The organism is Flavobacterium aquatile LMG 4008 = ATCC 11947 (genome assembly GCF_000757385.1).
GTDB classification, from domain to species: domain Bacteria; phylum Bacteroidota; class Bacteroidia; order Flavobacteriales; family Flavobacteriaceae; genus Flavobacterium; species Flavobacterium aquatile.
Genome location: NZ_JRHH01000001.1, coordinates 401779 through 420646, shown reverse-complemented (window position 1 = coordinate 420646; position 18868 = coordinate 401779). Strand labels below are relative to the sequence as shown.

The following is an 18868-nucleotide window of genomic DNA, read 5'->3' as shown; positions in this document are numbered from 1 at the left end:
AGCGTTTTCTTTATAAAACAATTTACTAATTAATATTATGCATTAGCAGCAATTAAGTTCAAAGCAGAACCAGCAACAAACCAACCAATTTGGCTTTCGTTGTAAGTATGATTTGCTAAAATAATATCTTTTGAACCATCAGCGTGAACAAACTCTAATGATAACGGTTTTCCTGGAGCAAATTCTTTTAAATCTAAGAAATTGATAGTATCGTCTTCTTTGATTTTGTCATAATCTGCTTCGTTAGCAAAAGTTAAAGCTAACATACCTTGTTTTTTCAAATTCGTTTCGTGAATACGAGCAAATGATTTTACCAAAACCGCTTTTACACCTAAGAAACGTGGCTCCATTGCGGCGTGTTCTCTTGAAGAACCTTCACCATAATTTTGATCACCAACAACTATTGAAGGAACTCCAGCAGCTTTATAAGCTCTTGCTACTGCAGGAACAGCAGCGTATTCTCCAGTTAATTGATTTTTAACTTTATTGGCTTCTTGATTAAAAGCATTTACGGCTCCAATTAACATATTATTTGAAATATTATCTAAATGTCCGCGGAAACGCAACCATGGTCCAGCCATAGAAATATGGTCAGTTGTACATTTTCCAAACGCTTTAATTAATAATTTCGCACCTGTAATATTTTGCCCATCCCAAGCATCAAATGGCGCTAAAAGTTGTAAACGATCTGAAGTTTCGCTCACTAAAATTTGAACTCCACTTCCATCTTCTGCTGGAGCTTGAAAACCTGCATCTTCTACATCAAAACCTCTTTTTGGAAGTTCATCACCTGAAGGCGGATTTAATTTTACAGCTTCACCATTATCATTCAATAAAGTATCTGTAATAGGATTGAACGATAAATCACCCGAAATTGCTAAAGCCGCTACCATTTCTGGAGAAGTTACAAAGGCATGAGTATTTGGATTTCCATCAGCACGTTTAGAGAAATTTCTGTTAAACGAATGAACGATTGTGTTCTTTTCTTCTTTATCAGCTCCAGCTCTATCCCATTGTCCGATACATGGTCCGCAAGCATTTGTAAATACTTTAGTTCCCATTTTTTCGAAAGTTGCTATAATTCCGTCTCTTTCAATAGTGTAACGAATTTGTTCAGAACCTGGATTGATTCCGAATTCTGCTTTTGGAGTAATTCCGTGAGCAACCGCTTGTTCTACAATTGATGCAGCACGAGCCATATCTTCGTAAGATGAGTTGGTACAAGAACCAATTAAACCCCATTCTACTTTTAAAGGCCAACCATTTCTAGCGGCTTCTTCTTTCATTTTAGAAACTGGCGTTCCTCTATCTGGAGTAAAAGGTCCGTTGATGTGTGGTTCTAATTCAGATAAATTAATTTCGATAACTTGGTCAAAATATTGCTCAGGATTAGCATAAACTTCATCATCACCTGTTAAGTATTTTGCAACTTTATCGGCAGCATCAACAATATCTTGACGATCAGTTGCAGCTAAATATCTTCTCATTGAGTCATCGTATCCAAAAGTAGAAGTTGTAGCACCAATTTCGGCACCCATGTTACAAATTGTTCCTTTACCTGTACAAGACATATTTATTGCGCCTTCACCAAAATATTCTACAATTGCACCAGTTCCACCTTTTACAGTAAGAATATCAGCAACTTTAAGAATTACGTCTTTTGGAGCAGACCAACCGTTTAATTTACCAGTTAATTTTACTCCGATAAGTTTTGGAAATTTCAATTCCCAAGACATTCCAGACATAACATCAACAGCATCAGCACCACCAACACCAATTGCTAGCATACCTAAACCACCAGCATTTACTGTATGAGAATCGGTACCAATCATCATTCCACCAGGAAATGCATAATTTTCTAAAACAATTTGGTGGATAATTCCCGAACCTGGTTTCCAGAAACCAATTCCGTATTTATTAGAAACAGACGAAAGGAAATCAAAAACTTCTTTTGATTGTGAATTTGCTACAGCTAAATCGGTAGTTGCTCCTACTTTAGCCTGAATTAAGTGATCGCAGTGAACTGTTGTTGGAACAGCTACTGTCTTTTTTCCAGCGTGCATAAATTGCAATAATGCCATTTGAGCTGTTGCATCTTGGCAAGCAACTCTATCTGGAGCAAAATCTACGTAATCTTTTCCTCTTGAAAAAGATTGAGAAGGCGCTCCTTCCCATAGGTGAGAATATAAAATCTTTTCTGAAAGTGTTAACGGACGACCAACCAACTCACGAGCTTTATCAACACGTTCTGCCATTGTTCCGTAAACTTTTTTAATCATTTCAATATCAAAAGCCATAATAAAATAGGTTTATTTGTTTGCAGTGCAAATTTAATCAAATTAATGATAATTAAAAAATATTTAATAAAACCTATGTTTCAAAAGATTATTATTGCCAAATCACTAATATGACTACTTATTATTAAATAAAAATCAAATTTTAGTGAAAATTTTGATTAATTGTTAATTAAAAAACTTTTTTTTGTCATATTCGAAATATAGCAAACTAAATCGCACCAAAGAACGTTTCTAAATTAGGGTAAAATAGACCATTCAAGTTAAAAATAAGGACAATAATTACTAAAACAATTTAGGATTAAAATCTAAAATGCTTTTGAGACTGATTTATAAAACATTCCGATAGAAGAAGAAATTAGTACAAAACAGATTAAAAAGCCTACTGATATTAATTTTATAGTAGAATAATCAATTGTTGTAAATTTTGTAAACTCAGATAGAACGGCCAAAACCATATATAATCCGAAAAAGAAAAGTATGGAACCCAGCATAATTCCAACTATTTTATTTTTCAGAAAAATTTGAAGAGCTACAATTACAAAAACAGCTATTGCAAAATAATTGATATGCCCAGAGCTCATATAATTTTCTAAAAACCAATAAATTGATAATGCAATGATAAAAAATTCTGGAAGTAATAGTAAGTATTTTTTCATGATTAGTTTGTTTTATTAGTTAACGAATAAATTATTTTTTTAGTATATCAATTCAATTTTAAACAAAAAAACCTAACAAGTTCAACACAAGTTAGGTTTCAAATATATTTGAAATTATCTTTTACAATAATTTATCAATAATCATTTCTTCTGTAATTCCTTCAGCGTCGGCTTTGTAATTTTTAATGATTCTGTGACATAGAATTCCGGTTGCAACAGCTTTTACATCTTCTATATCTGGTGAGAATTTCCCGTTGAATGCGGCGTTAGCTTTGGCTGCCAAAATTAAATTTTGTGAAGCTCTTGGACCTGCACCCCAATCTAAATAGTTTTTTACGTACTCATTAGAAAGCGGATTGTTTGGTCGAGTTTTACTAACTAGAGTCACTGCATATTCAATAACATTATCGGCAACAGGAATACGACGAAGTAAGTGTTGAAAATCGATAATTTCTTGCGCTGTAAAAAGTGGATTTATTGTTGGTTTTGCATCAGAAGTTGTATTTTTTACAACGTCAACTTCTTCAGAAAATGAAGGATAATCTAGTTTTATAGCAAACATAAAACGGTCTAATTGTGCTTCTGGCAACGGATATGTTCCTTCTTGCTCAATTGGGTTTTGCGTTGCTAAAACAAAGTAAGGTAAGTCTAATTTATAATTTTGACCAGCAATTGTAACAGCTCGTTCTTGCATGGCTTCAAGTAATGCAGCTTGCGTTTTTGGTGGCGTTCTGTTAATCTCATCGGCAAGGATAATATTTGAAAATATTGGTCCTTTTATAAATTTGAATTCTCGGTTTTCGTTTAAAATTTCACTTCCTAAAATATCCGAAGGCATCAAATCGGGTGTGAACTGAATTCGTTTAAAATCTAATCCTAAAGCTTGCGCAATAGTATTTACCATTAATGTTTTTGCCAAACCAGGAACACCAACTAAAAGTGCGTGTCCACCAGAAAAAATACTTAATAAAATTTGATCAATAACTACATCTTGACCTACAATTATCTTTGAAATTTCTTTTTTAAGTTCGATTCTTTTTTGAACTAAATTCTGTATCGCTGTTACGTCTGACATTTAATTTTAGATATTAGATATTAAATTTTAGAGATAATTCTACTATTGTTTTTTTAACCAATCACTAGTAAATTCACAACCTTTGTAATCGTCACCAATGCTAATGTAAGATTCTTTAATTTTCTCATTAGTCCATTTTGTGATGGCTTTGATTTGTTTTTCTTTAAGCGCTAAATCTTTAATTTTAGTGTAATCTTTACTATAATCGGCAACGTGTTCGTTAATTCTATTCGTTACCATGATAAGTTTGATTTTTTTACCCGTACGCGGATCTTCCTCAAGAATTGGCTCAGAGATTTCATTGTCTTTTAGATTTGAAACGTGACCATATAATTCGGGATCCATTTTAGTCAACTCAAAATGAGTGTCTTGAGTTTTTGGATTTATTAATGTTCCACCGTTAGCTCTAGTTTCTTTTTCTTCAGAAAATTGTCGTGCTGCATCTGCGAAAGTAATTTCTTTATCTTCAATTCTTTTCTTAAGTAAAAGTGCTTTTCCTCTAGCTTCACTCAAATCTTCTTCAGATACTTTTGGCATCATTAAAATATGTCTCAACTCTAAATCTTGACCTTTAATTTTCTCTAAATAAATGATATGATAACCAAATTCAGTTTCAAATGGCTCAGAGATTTCTCCTTCTTGCATAGAGAAAGCAACGTCTTTAAATTCTTTTACGAAACCTGTTTTCTTATTAATTGTATAAGCTCCACCTTTTGGCGCTGAAGCTCTATCATCTGTGTAAATGACAGCTCTAGTTTTAAAACTTGCTCCATCTTCAACTTCTTTCTTAATTTCCTTGAGCTTGTTAATTACTCGTTGCTTTTCTGTTTCAGAGACTTTTGGAACAATCACAATTTGAGCAATTTCAAGTTCAGCACCAAAAACTGGTCGTTCCATTTCTGGAATAGATTTATAGAAAACTCTTGTTTCTTCTGGGCTAATTTGAATTTCGTCAATAATTTTTCTTCTCATTTCATCAGCTAATCTTTGTTGCTTTAAAATGTCGAATAATTCTGTTCTAAAATCTTCTTCACTGTTCTTTTTAAAATATTTAACTACTTTTTCCATTGAACCCAATTGTTCTACCATGTATTCCAATTGTTGGCTCATTTTATCTCTAATTTCCTCATCTTTTACAACAATGGAATCTTGAATAGCTTGATGTGCATATAATTTATCTTCAAGCAGTTTACCAAGTATTTGACATCTTGTGATATCTTTTACAGAGTTACCTTGACTTGAAATTTCAAGAAATGCCTTATCAATATCTGAATCTAAAACAATATAATCCCCAACAGTAGCAATAATACCGTCAATTTTTTGTCTATTTCCCGACTGAACTACTTTCTCTTTTACTTTAACCGAATCTACAATTATCTCTTGTGCATTGGCATAAAATCCAGCAGTTAGAAATGATAATAGCGTTAAAATATATTTTAATTTGATGATTTTCATTGTTTTATTGATATAATTTGTAATTCTATGTTTAGTTTGCTAATTTATTTTTTACTTTTTCGAAAACATCTTTGTTAATTTTCACTTGAAATTCTTTTCTCAATTCATTAACCCAATTTTGTTCTAAATATTGTTGGTATTCGTTAACTATTTTACCTTTAGCTTCTTCAAATGATTTGTTAGCTTCTGGAAGTACTTTTTTAACATTGGTCACAAAATAATAATCACCTTGTTTTATAATTTCAGAAAAACCAACTTCTGCTTTAGTTCCTTTTGGTAATGTTGGTGCATCATATTCTAATAAAGCATCACTAATCATGACGTTTACAACGTCTTTTGTATTTAGTTTTCCTTTAATTGCATCTGCTGTATTTCCTTTTTTCATCATGGCAAGTGCTTTTTTAATAACATCTTGTTTAGTTGATGATGCTGTAGTTACATCAAGTCTAGTTTTCCATTTATGTTTATCTTTTTGAGTTTCATAAAATGCTTTTAAACCTAATGTATCTGTTTTAGAACGTTCCCAGATTTCTTTTTCCATTAAATCGAATAAAAGCAAACCGTCTCTATATTCTTCAACAACAGCTCCAAATTCTGGAAACTCATCTTCTAGATTACTATTATAATAGGTATTCAATTGTTCATCAACATATTTGGCATACAAAACATCAACTAATTTAGAAACTGGTTTTGTAGCAATTCCAGATTTTTGTTGCGATTTGATAAAAACTAAAAATTGATCTGCAGTAACTGGTTTTTTATCTAAAGTAAATAATGTAGAAGTACTATAATCTTTAGTGTTTTCTGGTGTTTCCCATTTCCCTTCGTAGAAATCATTTGTAACTAATTTGGAAACAGAAGCATATACTTTATCGTCACGTTTAACTTTGTATTTTTTTCTTAATTTTTCGGTTAATGAATTCGTAATCAATCTAGAACGATCGTCTTTTGCGATTTTATTTTCTAATTCGGCTTTCGAATCTTCTAATCCTTTTATAGGAAATTTATCAATTAACTTAACAATATGCCATCCAAACTGCGATTGAAATGGTTGCGAAATTGGATTCTCTTTTGTTAGAGAAAAGGCAACATCTTCAAATTCTTGTGAACTCAATTGTCCTGATCCAAATTTGTTTAAAACTCCACCTTTTGTAGATGATGATTTATCTTCTGAAAATTGTTTTGCTAATTCTTCAAAACTTTCGCCTTGCTGAAGCTTTTTATAAATATCATTAATATTGCTTTTAATGCTTTGTGGCGTTGCACCTTCTTTATTATTCATAAGCATTATGTGTGCCACGGCAACTTCACCTCTATTCGATCTTACGTCATTAACTTTAATAATGTGGTATCCAAAACGAGTTCTGATAGGCTTTGAAATTTGACCTTTTGGGGTATTGTAAGCTGCTGTTTCAAAAGCATAAACCATTCTAAAACTAGAAAAATATCCTAAATCACCAAGATTTTCTTTAGCTGATGGATCTTGAGAAAATTCTTGAGCTAATTTTCCAAAGTCTTGACCAGCAATAGCTTTATTTCTAATTTCTTGAGCTTGTTTGTAGGCTATTAAAGTATCTTCTGGCGATGCATTTTCATCCACCATAATCAATATATGAGAAGCTCTAATTTCTTTTTGCAACCTATCATGACCTTCTTTAATTAATGCAGAAGTAACTTTAGAATCGGAAGTGTAATTTTTAGACAGTTGATTTCTGTAGCTTCTTAATTCGTTTTGGTATTGAACGTTATTTTGAAGACCAATTTTATTGGCTTTGTTAACTTTCAATTTATAACCTACAAATAATTCTAAGTATTGATTTAAATCTTTTTGTGATTCATCCTTAACCAAATCTAAGTTTTTCTTGTAAACTCTTTCAAACTCGTCGGTATAATACGGTTTATCATCAATTGTAAATAAAACTTCTTTTGGATTATTTTGCGCATAAGACACAAAATTTAATGCTAGCAATAATCCTAAAAACACTTTTTTCATCTGTTATAATTATATTAAAAATCTTCGGTAATTACAATCAACAAAAGTAACAATTCGTTGTTATTAAACAAGTTTAGGATGTACTATTAACAAAAATTTATTAACAAATAAAACGCCTTACTTTACAGAGAATGCTTATTTGAATTAGTTATTTTGCTAATTAATAGTATTTTTGCAGTCCATTAATTAAGATATGAGTTTTTTAAAAGAAATACAACGACGAAGAACATTTGGAATCATTTCGCATCCAGATGCTGGAAAGACCACTTTAACAGAAAAATTACTTCTTTTTGGAGGAGCGATTCAAGAAGCTGGTGCAGTTAAAAATAATAAAATTAAGAAAGGTGCAACGAGTGACTTTATGGAAATTGAACGCCAAAGAGGAATTTCGGTTGCTACATCTGTTCTTGCGTTTATTTATAAGGACAAAAAAATCAATATTTTAGATACGCCTGGTCACAAGGATTTTGCCGAAGACACTTTTAGAACATTAACAGCTGTTGACAGTGTAATTGTGGTTATTGACGTTGCAAAAGGTGTTGAGGAACAAACGGAGAAATTGGTCGCCGTTTGTAGAATGCGAAAAATTCCGATAATTGTTTTCATTAATAAATTAGATCGTGAAGGGAAAGATGCCTTTGATTTAATGGATGAAGTAGAGAAAAAATTGGGTTTACATGTTACCCCGCTAAGTTTTCCTATTGGAATGGGTTATGATTTTCAAGGAATTTATAACATTTGGGAACAAAACATCAATCTTTTTAGTGGTGATAGCCGAAAAAACATCGAAGATACTATAGCAATTTCTGATATTAATAGTCCCGAATTGGAGAAATTAATCAAAGAAAAGCCTGCAACTAAACTAAGAGAAGAATTAGAATTAATTGACGAAGTTTATCCAAAATTTGATAGAGAACAATACTTAAATGGTGACTTACAACCAGTTTTCTTTGGTTCGGCATTGAATAATTTTGGTGTTAGAGAATTACTTGACTGCTTTGTTGAAATTGCTCCAACGCCGCGACCAAAAGACTCCGATACACGATTAGTAAAACCTGAAGAGGAAAAATTATCTGGATTTGTGTTTAAAATTCATGCTAATATGGATCCAAAGCACCGTGATAGATTGGCTTTTATTAAAATTGTTTCAGGAACATTTGAACGTAATAAACCCTACTTACACGTTAGATTAGGAAAAAGTTTGAAATTTTCTAGTCCGAATGCATTTTTTGCAGAAAAGAAAGAAATTGTTGATATTTCATATCCAGGTGATATTGTAGGACTTCATGATACTGGAAATTTTAAAATTGGAGATACATTAACTGAAGGAGAAAACATGAATTTTAAAGGAATTCCGAGTTTCTCACCAGAGCATTTTAGATACATCAATAATGCCGATCCAATGAAAGCAAAACAACTTGAAAAAGGTGTCGATCAATTAATGGATGAAGGCGTAGCGCAGCTTTTTACACTTGAAATGAATAATAGAAAAGTTATTGGAACAGTTGGCGCATTACAATATGAAGTTATTCAATATCGATTGGAGCACGAATATGGCGCAAAATGTACCTATGAAAATTTCCCAGTACACAAGGCGTGTTGGGTTAAACCAGATGATGCAAAAAGTGAGGAATTTAAAGAGTTTAAAAGAGTAAAACAGAAATTTTTAGCTCATGATAAATACGGACAATTGGTATTTTTAGCCGATTCCGATTTTACAATTCAAATGACACAAAGTAAATATCCAAGCGTGAAATTATTCTTTACTTCTGAGTTTAATTAAAAAAAACATGTCAATAAACGATAAATTAATACACATTATCATAAATAATAACAATTTAAAAACATTTATGTAAAAAAAATATTTTACATTTGAACTTTAATTAAACCTCATTTATGAAAAAGATATTTAAATTATACTTGTTAGGATTTTTCCTTTTATCGGATTTTATTGTTTTTGCTCAAGGTCCAAATGATGAAACTGATACTGGTGGAGGAGAAATTCCATTAGAAGACACTTCAGACCCACAACCAGCTTCAGTAGATTCTAAACTAATTTACCTTCTAATAATAGGTGTATTATTTGCAGTTTATACAATGCAAAAAAGAAGTAGAAAGGCATAATTTATACTTTACACATAAAAAAATCCTCTCAAATTGAGAGGATTTTTTATTTTTAAACTAACCGAATTATATATTAACTAATCTATACAATTGCACTATTCTGACTGCTAACTTTTTTCATAAAAGTTCTGTATAAAACTTTATTTGGTGTGATTCCTAGGAATAAGATTTGTTTTTTCGTTACCACTTTAGATGAATTCTGATTTGATTTTGAATCAATCATTTGAGATTGTTTAGTTCCCATAAACCAGCTTACAAATTCAATTTGAGATTCTACAGAAGTAATTTTATTTTCTTTTGAAACAATTATTTCTGTAGTTGTTTTAATTTCTAAAGAATCAACATTTGATTGACCAAACATTCCAATACTTGACAATAAAAACAAAAAAACAAAAAACAAAAGTCTGTTTCTGCTTTCGGTTGTGAATTTGATAGAAGTATTGTTTTGAGTGATCATTTTATTTTTGTTGTTATTTCTGGGTCAAAACTACACCCAAAATAACAGCGTGTAAAATATTTTCGACAAAACACCCTAATAATCGTTAAACCAACTTTAAGTTACCATTAATCTTCTAAATCTACTGTTTATCTAATGTTAAGTTGAGTTCTTTGATTGTACGTAGCAATAAAGTTTACATAAAATAAAAACAATGCCAAAGTGCAATTATTAACTGATTTGATTTATTAGGTTTGTTTTACGAAACCTATTAAAAAGAAAAAAGCCATCCTAAAAAGAATGGCTTTATTAATTTGAAAAATTAATTCCTATTAGTTTGCAACTTTCTTAACTACTACAATTCCTTCAGATGAAGTTATTTGCACTATTAAAGCTTGATTAGTTGCTGGTATATTAATTTGAGTTTGTGAAGCGTTAATTTTGTTACTTTGAGCTAAAAGTCTACCCAAAACATCATATACTTTTACAGTACTCATTGTGTTATTTCCAGAATTAATATTTAATACATTATTTTGATTGTAGATAGAAACATTATTTGATGTGAAATCTACAACATCTGTGCTTAATGCATTTTGATAAATCACATCAAATCTTCCATTGAAAACTCCGACTTGTGATGTAAAGTTGTATGCACCAGAATTTAAGTTTTGAATGCTATTTGTAAGGTTATCTCTTAAGTAAATAATCTGTCCATTATTTGCAAACAAACCGTCTTTATCAAAGATTGAAATTGAATAATCTCCAGCAGTTTCTGTTTTGAATCCTAATGGTACAACGTCAGTTGCAGTAAAAGGTAAAGTCTTTCCTTGAATTGCATATTCTTGACCTTCAATTAATGATGTTAAAGCAGTAGCGCTATCGTTAATATATTTACCATCAATTTGAGCATCTAAACCATTAGTTGCACCTGTCATATAAGAAACCATTGTTTGTCCAATTGTCTGGGTAGCATCAGATAAATTTAACCAAAATCTATTTCTTTCAACAGTTGTAGGTAATTCAGAAGAAGCACTTTTGAAAGTTTGATTGTCATTATTTGGAGTACTACGCATAGTATTATCGAATGCTAACGAAGTAGAAGTTGCTTTAGCTATAAAGCCTTGTCCCACTTGAATAGTTCCGTTTGGTATTGCACTTGACGGTGACGCCAAAGTTCCTGGAGATGGAGCAGTTCCTCCAGCTAAAGTATAAGTTGCATAAGCAGAACCTGATGCTCCATTTGTTTTTCTCCAAAAATACAAAGCATCTGTTAAACCATTTGTCAATATAAAATCATCAGCATCAATAGTTGATGGATATGGATTTCCGGTTGCATAAAATAATCCGCTTGTTAATGAACTTAAACTGATTGGACCATTATTTGGCACACCTGAGAAAGTTCCAGTCCAAGCAACTGGTGCGGTTGGATGATTAAATGGTAAACGAATTAAATATCCTGTAGCATTTACAAATTCTGTTGTAGATGGAGAAGAAACTGAAGTGTATACATTATTTGCACTATCATAATTGTAAAATCTGATAGTAGGTGAAACAGATGTTAATGGTGAAAAATCTAAAAGTTTTTGCGTTCCATCAACTGGTGTTGACCACATCACATAATCAAAACGCATTAATGGATTTGTATCGCGTTTTACAGCTATGTTTCCAGTGTTTGCAACATTATTCACTTGAACTAAATTTGCATTACTTTCAACCGTTAACGTTCCATTATTGATTACTTCGTCTTGAACTGTAATATTTGTACCAGAATTAATTGTTAAATTACCATTTGTAGTTACCGTCAATTTTTTGGAAGAAAATGCACTATTTGCTGATGTTGTGTAAACATCGTTTATAACTGTTTTCAATAATGAAGTTGGTGTTAATCCATCAGTCCAAGCAGAAGTTTCCCAAACAGCAGCTAACTCGAAGTCAACACTGTTTAATGCAAAAGGAGTATTATTCTTTGTCCAATTTGCAGGATTATTTACTAAAAGTTTGTAAGCAGAGAATGATGATTTTTCATCCTTTGGCGCCAAAGCACCGCTGTACTCAACATTATCAAAATCACCAGTAACAATATTTCCATTAACAACGTTTAGTGCTGTTGGCAAATAGGAATTATTTGTTGTTACTGTTCCGGAGTTTATCCAATTTAAGTTTGATAATCCGTAGATGAAAAATGGACTTGCCGCAGAACCTTCATAAATAAAAACATTTTCACTTGAAGTTGATAATCCACTTAATACACCTGTAACAGAACCTAAATCTGTAGATGGAGTTACTGTATTTATATAAATAACAGTTCCAACTGGAATTACATTTCCAGTATTATTTTTCCAAACCATTGTCTCTTCGTTTAACAACAATGAAGTGCCATTCCAAGCATTATCAGTTAATGACAACTCTGCATCAACAGGAATTGGCACCCAGTTTACAAAAGAAATACCATCTGGTGCATCATTAGCTAATGCAGTAATACTAATATCACCAACGCTAAAATTAAGAACTGCAGCTTTGGCCGTTACAGCAAAATCAAATGTTGAATCTGTTGGATCATTATTAGAAATTAAAACAGAATCATTAAAAGTTCCTGCTAATGCACTATTGAAGGTTACGGTGAATGTTGTTGATGAATTAGATACTATGGTCGATGGAAATGAAATACCGCCAATAACATAACTTGAAGTTGGAGCATTGGACATTAAAATATCATCAACAATCAAATCTCCAGTTCCTGAATTTTCAATTGTAAATGTTTTAACTATATTTGAATTAGTCGCAGCACTTCCAAAATCAGTATTATCTAGAGCTGACGGCGTAGTATCTCCTACAGTTATTACTATATTATTTCCTTTAACAATTATATTTGATACAGGAATCTCAGAAATTGCTTTAATTGCAAAATTATAAACAGCTTCATCACTATCATTACTTAAAACTTCAATAACTTCATCAAAAGTACCTGCAACAGCACTATTAAAAGTAACAGAAAAAGTTGTTGATTGTCCTGTAGGTATTGTAGTTAGTGAAGGTTGTGTAATTGTAAATACTGAAGTTGACAATGATTTTTGAACGTATGGTGCTGTTAGAACTAAATCAGTTGAGCCAGTGTTTTCAATTGTAAAAGTTCTTGTAACGTCAGTATTTGTAGCAACTGTCCCATAATCAGTGCCGTTAGGAATAGATGCTGGAGTTGCTCCATCTAAGATAGAAGTTGTATTGTACTTTAAATTTATTTCTGGACCCGAAGAAATTACATTTCCCGTAATTGATATATCATCAATTCCAACTCCTACTGTATTTGAAGTTCCACCAACAGTAAATCTAATTTTAACTTGAGTTCCATTATAGGAGCTTAAAATAAAAGGTGTTTGATCATTTAAAGTTGAATTACTAGGTGTTCTTGTTCCGAGAACAGTCCAACTATCACCGTTATCTGTTGATATTGATACCGTCAAAATAATTTCAGCTGCTGTTGAACCTCCAAAAGTTCTAGCTTTAAAATTTAATGTTTCGTTAGTAAAACCATCAAAATTCATGGCTGGACTAATAGTTGAGGATGAAGCCGTTAACAATTGAACGTAAGTTGAACCCGCAACTGCATTATCAGTCCAAGCAGAAAAACCAGCCACATCTGTACGAATAGGCGTTATATTAACTTGCCCAAAACTCATCTGAGCATTAAAACAAAAAATTGCTAGGAACAAAAACGTTTTTAAATAATTGTGTAAGCGTAAAGATCTTTTCATATACATTAAATTTATTTCTATTTTATATTTTGCTTTTTGCACTACATATGAGATAATTAGTTAATTAAAATTTAGTACAAAACAACAATTAATAGCAAAATTAAGGGTAAAGCCACTAATAATCAACACACAATCTTTATTAAATTGTAAACTTTAAAGTTTTTCGATGAACGACGGATTTTAACGATTAAATACGCGTGAATTTTTCTCTATTATTTTTTAAGAAGCACTTTTACCTAAAATGTATCAAAATAAAAAACTCCTCAATTTCTTGAGGAGTTTTTTTTATCTGTATAAACTTATAAAATTTAAGCTTGACCAGTTGGACCAAAATTTAAAGGAACATGTGGCTGTTCTGTATCTTTAATTTCACCATGAGCAGATTCAAATCGGTGGATATTTTCTCCAATAGCTTTAAGTAATCTTTTAGCATGTTGTGGAGTTAAAATAATTCTCGATTTCACTTTCGATTTAGGAACACCAGGCATGATGGTCACAAAATCTAAAACAAATTCTGATGGAGAATGATTGATAATTGCTAAGTTAGAATAAATTCCTTCCGCAGTTTTTTCATCAAGCTCAATGTTGATTTGTCCTGGTTGTTGTTGATTATTATCGCTCATTTCTTAGTAGATATATTCTTCTTTATTAGCCATCATTTCGTTATAATCATCTTTAGAACCTACAATAGTATGATCGTAATCTCTCATACCTGTACCAGCAGGAATTCTATGTCCAACAATAACATTTTCTTTAAGACCTTCTAAAGTATCTATTTTACCTGCAACCGCAGCTTCATTTAATACTTTAGTTGTTTCTTGGAACGATGCTGCAGAAATGAATGACTTAGTTTGAAGCGAAGCTCTAGTAATACCTTGTAATACTGGAGTTGCAGTAGCAGTGATAACTTCACGAGCTACAACTAAGTTTTTATCATTACGTTTCAACAATGAATTTTCATCTCTCAAATCTCTTGGAGAAATAATTTGACCTGGTTTAAGATTGTCTGAATCACCTGCATCTTCAACCACTTTCATTCCGTATAATTTATCGTTTTCACGAATAAAATCACTTGTGTGAATTAATTGCTCTTCTAAGAATAAAGTATCTCCTGGATCTTCAACTCTTACTTTACGCATCATTTGACGAATTACAACCTCAAAGTGTTTATCATTAATTTTTACACCTTGAAGACGGTAAACTTCTTGAATTTCGTTAACCAAATACTGCTGAACAGCAGATGGTCCTTGAATTCTTAAAATATCGTCTGGAGTAATTGCACCATCAGATAAAGGAACTCCAGCTTTTACGAAGTCATTCTCTTGAACAAGAATTTGACTAGATAATTTTACTAGATATTTCTTAATCTCACCAAATTTAGATTCGATGATGATTTCACGATTACCTCTTTTAATTTTCCCGAAAGAAACAACTCCATCAATTTCTGAAACTACAGCAGGATTAGAAGGATTACGAGCTTCTAACAACTCGGTAATTCTTGGTAAACCTCCAGTAATATCACCAGCTTTTGAAGAACGACGAGGAATTTTTACAAGGATTTTACCTGCTTTAATTTTCTCTCCATCTTCTACCATAAGGTGAGCTCCAACTGGTAAGTTGTAAGAACGAATAAGTTCTCCATCTTTACCGTAAACTAATAATGTTGGAATTAATTTTTTATTTCTTCCTTCAGAAATTACTTTTTCTTGGAAACCTGTTTGCTCATCGATTTCAACTTGGAACGATTGTCCTTGTTCTAAATCTTCGTAAGCAATTTTTCCAGTAAATTCTGAAACAATTACACCATTATATGGATCCCATTTACAAATTGCAGCTCCTTTTTCAACAACGTCACCATCTTTTACGCTGATAACAGAACCGTAAGGGATGTAATGCGTACTTAATAGAATTCCAGTTTTAACATCGATTAATTTCAATTCAGTTGAACGAGAAACTACGATATCTACTTTGTTTCCATCAGCATCTTCACCAACAACAGTTTTTAAATCTTCAATTTCTAGTTTTCCACCAAATCTTGCAATAACACTAGATTCTTCAGAAACTCCACCAGCAACTCCACCAACGTGGAATGTACGAAGTGTTAACTGTGTTCCTGGCTCACCAATTGACTGTGCAGCGATAACACCAACAGCTTCACCTTTTTGAGTCATTTTTCCAGTTGCTAAGTTTCTTCCGTAACATTTAGCACAAATACCTTTTTTAGCTTCACAAACTAGAGGAGAACGTACTTCCACTTTTTCAATTGGAGATTCTTCAATAGCTTTAACGATAGCTTCAGTAATTTGCTCACCAGCATGAACTAATATATTAGAATCAAGAGGATTGATTACATCTTGTAATGCAACACGTCCTAAAATTCTTTCTCCTAATGTTTCAACAATTTCTTCATTTTTCTTTAAAGCAGAAACTTCAATTCCTCTTAAAGTACCGCAATCTACAGAGTTTACAATTACGTCTTGAGAAACGTCATGTAATCTACGAGTAAGGTAACCAGCATCGGCAGTTTTAAGAGCCGTATCCGCAAGTCCTTTACGTGCACCGTGAGTAGAGATAAAGTATTCAAGGATAGAAAGACCTTCTTTAAAGTTAGAAAGAATTGGATTTTCAATAATTTCACCACCACCAGCAGTAGATTTTTTTGGCTTAGCCATCAAACCACGCATACCAGTTAACTGACGAATTTGTTCTTTAGATCCACGCGCTCCAGAGTCAAGCATCATATATACCGAGTTGAAACCTTGTTGGTCTTCACGGATATTTTTCATTGCTAATTCTGTTAATTGCGCATTTGCAGAAGTCCAGATATCAATAACTTGGTTGTAACGTTCGTTATTGGTAATTAATCCCATGTTGTAGTTTACAGAAATACCTTCAACTTGAACACGAGCATCAGCAATTAATTTAGTTTTTTGCTCTGGAATTCTAATATCTCCTAATGAGAATGATAAACCACCTTTGAAGGCAAATTTATAACCCATATCTTTCATTTCATCAAGGAAAGCTGCAGTTGTAGGAACGTTAGTTACCGACAAGATTTTTCCAATAATATCACGTAAAGATTTTTTAGTCAATACTTCATTAATATATCCAGCTGCTTCAGGTACTACTTCATTAAATAATACTCTACCGGCAGTTGTTTGAATAATTTTATAAACTTGTTCTCCAGATTCGTTAAAATCTTTAGCTCTAATTCTAACACGAGCATTCAATTCTAATCTACCTTCATTTAAAGCAATATTTACTTCTTCTGCAGAGTAGAAAGTCAAATCTTGACCTAAAATTGGATGTTCTGGAGTAGACAATCTTTCCTTAGTCATATAGTATAGACCAAGAACCATGTCTTGAGAAGGAACCGTAATTGGAGCACCATTCGCAGGATTCAAGATATTGTGAGAAGCCAACATTAATAATTGTGCTTCAAGAATAGCTTCTGGTCCAAGTGGTAAGTGAACCGCCATCTGGTCACCATCAAAATCCGCGTTAAACGCCGTACATACTAATGGGTGTAATTGGATCGCTTTTCCTTCAATTAATTTTGGTTGGAAAGCTTGAATACCAAGTCTGTGTAATGTAGGAGCACGATTCAGTAATACTGGGTGACCTTTAATTACATTTTCTAAGATATCCCAAACTACAGGTTCTTTTTTGTCAATTATTTTCTTTGCAGATTTAACTGTTTTAACAATTCCTCTTTCGATTAATTTACGAATAACGAATGGTTTGTATAATTCAGCAGCCATATCTTTAGGAAGACCACATTCGAACAATTTCATTTCTGGTCCAACAACAATTACCGAACGAGCAGAATAATCGACACGTTTTCCTAACAAGTTTTGACGGAAACGACCTTGTTTACCTTTTAATGAGTCAGATAAAGATTTTAATGGTCTGTTAGATTCAGTTTTAACAGCAGAAGCTTTACGAGTGTTATCAAATAATGAATCTACCGATTCTTGTAACATACGTTTTTCGTTTCTTAAGATAACTTCTGGAGCTTTAATCTCCATTAATCTTTTAAGACGGTTGTTTCTAATAATAACTCTACGGTACAAGTCATTCAAATCTGAAGTTGCGAAACGACCACCATCAAGTGGTACTAATGGACGCAATTCTGGTGGAATAACTGGTATTACTTTAAGAATCATCCACTCTGGACGGTTCTCTCTGTTTAAGTTAGAGTCACGGAACGATTCAACAACTTGCAATCTTTTTAATGCTTCTGTTTTTCTTTGTTTAGAAGTTTCATTGTTTGCGCTGTGTCTTAATGAATAAGAAAGTGCATCTAAATCAGTTCTAGCTAATAAATCCATAATACATTCTGCTCCCATTTTGGCAACAAATTTATTAGGATCAAAATCATCAAGATATTGATTATCTGCAGGAAGTGTATCTAAAATATTTAAATATTCTTCTTCTGTTAAGAAATCAAGTCTTTGTAATGATTCACCTTCGGCACTTTTAGCGATACCAGCTTGGATTACTACATATCTTTCGTAGTAGATAATCATGTCTAATTTCTTAGATGGCAAACCTAAAATGTAACCAATTTTGTTTGGAAGTGAACGGAAATACCAGATATGAGCGATTGGCACAACAAGGTTGATGTGTCCTACTCTATCACGACGTACTTTTTTCTCAGTTACTTCAACACCACAACGGTCACATACGATTCCTTTGTAGCGAATTCTTTTATATTTTCCACAAGCACACTCAAAATCTTTAACTGGACCAAAAATACGCTCACAAAATAAACCATCACGTTCTGGTTTGTGCGTTCTGTAGTTGATTGTTTCTGGTTTTAAAACCTCACCTCTTGATTCTGCCAAAATTGATTCTGGAGAAGCAAGTCCAATAGTTATCTTATTGAATCTTTTAATGGTGGTTTGCTTGTTGTCTTTGTTGTTTCTATTATTCATCATAGTTTTTACTATTGATTTACTACTATTAATTGAACTTAGATTTATGATTTTTGCTTTCCTAAAAAAAACTAAACCATTAAGTTACTACCTCGAATTACTTCTCTAAACTTCAAACAAAACTTTTGAAGTGCTAGTTATGA

Annotated in this window: 11 protein-coding genes; 2 read left to right on the top strand and 9 right to left on the bottom strand. The window is 32.2% G+C overall.

Annotation, left to right across the window (positions count from 1 at the left end; all coding sequences use genetic code 11):
* Positions 1–35: 35 nt before the first annotated feature.
* The 5 genes from LG45_RS01855 to LG45_RS01835 all read right to left on the bottom strand — a co-directional run bounded on the left by LG45_RS01855 (position 36) and on the right by LG45_RS01835 (position 7476).
* The gene (locus LG45_RS01855) at positions 36–2297 is read right to left on the bottom strand and encodes an aconitate hydratase (RefSeq protein ID WP_035123854.1); all 2262 of its coding nucleotides are present in this window, start codon (positions 2295–2297) and stop codon (positions 36–38) included.
* A 305-nt stretch (positions 2298–2602) separates the two neighbouring features.
* Positions 2603–2953: a hypothetical protein gene (locus LG45_RS01850; RefSeq protein WP_035123852.1), complete on the bottom strand. Its 351-nt coding sequence runs from the start codon at positions 2951–2953 to the stop codon at positions 2603–2605.
* A gap of 121 nt (positions 2954–3074) precedes the next feature.
* Positions 3075–4028, bottom strand: coding sequence for an AAA family ATPase (locus LG45_RS01845; protein ID WP_035123849.1), 954 nt, complete (start codon positions 4026–4028; stop codon positions 3075–3077).
* A gap of 42 nt (positions 4029–4070) precedes the next feature.
* Positions 4071–5483, bottom strand: coding sequence for a peptidylprolyl isomerase (locus LG45_RS01840; RefSeq protein WP_035123847.1), 1413 nt, complete (start codon positions 5481–5483; stop codon positions 4071–4073).
* A 31-nt stretch (positions 5484–5514) separates the two neighbouring features.
* Complete coding sequence (locus LG45_RS01835; protein WP_035123846.1) at positions 5515–7476, bottom strand: peptidylprolyl isomerase; 1962 nt, start codon at positions 7474–7476, stop codon at positions 5515–5517.
* A 193-nt stretch (positions 7477–7669) separates the two neighbouring features.
* On the opposite strand from LG45_RS01835, the gene LG45_RS01830 reads away from it, so the two are divergent.
* Positions 7670–9259, top strand: a complete 1590-nt coding sequence (locus LG45_RS01830; protein WP_035123845.1) for a peptide chain release factor 3 — start codon at positions 7670–7672, stop codon at positions 9257–9259.
* A gap of 113 nt (positions 9260–9372) precedes the next feature.
* Positions 9373–9600, top strand: coding sequence for a hypothetical protein (locus tag LG45_RS01825; RefSeq protein WP_035123844.1), 228 nt, complete (start codon positions 9373–9375; stop codon positions 9598–9600).
* A gap of 82 nt (positions 9601–9682) precedes the next feature.
* Here LG45_RS01825 and LG45_RS01820 read toward each other — a convergent pair whose 3' ends face one another.
* From LG45_RS01820 to rpoC, 4 genes are all read right to left on the bottom strand, one after another.
* A complete protein-coding gene (locus LG45_RS01820; protein ID WP_035123842.1) occupies positions 9683–10057 on the bottom strand; it encodes a hypothetical protein in 375 nt (124 codons plus the stop codon).
* A 311-nt stretch (positions 10058–10368) separates the two neighbouring features.
* On the bottom strand, positions 10369–13788 hold the full coding sequence (locus LG45_RS01815; protein ID WP_165570785.1) for a choice-of-anchor D domain-containing protein: 3420 nt from the start codon (positions 13786–13788) through the stop codon (positions 10369–10371).
* A 308-nt stretch (positions 13789–14096) separates the two neighbouring features.
* Complete coding sequence (locus tag LG45_RS01810; protein WP_035123832.1) at positions 14097–14411, bottom strand: DUF3467 domain-containing protein; 315 nt, start codon at positions 14409–14411, stop codon at positions 14097–14099.
* Positions 14412–14414: 3 nt separating this feature from the next.
* Positions 14415–18728: a DNA-directed RNA polymerase subunit beta' gene (gene rpoC / locus LG45_RS01805; RefSeq protein WP_035123830.1), complete on the bottom strand. Its 4314-nt coding sequence runs from the start codon at positions 18726–18728 to the stop codon at positions 14415–14417.
* Positions 18729–18868 lie beyond the last annotated feature (140 nt).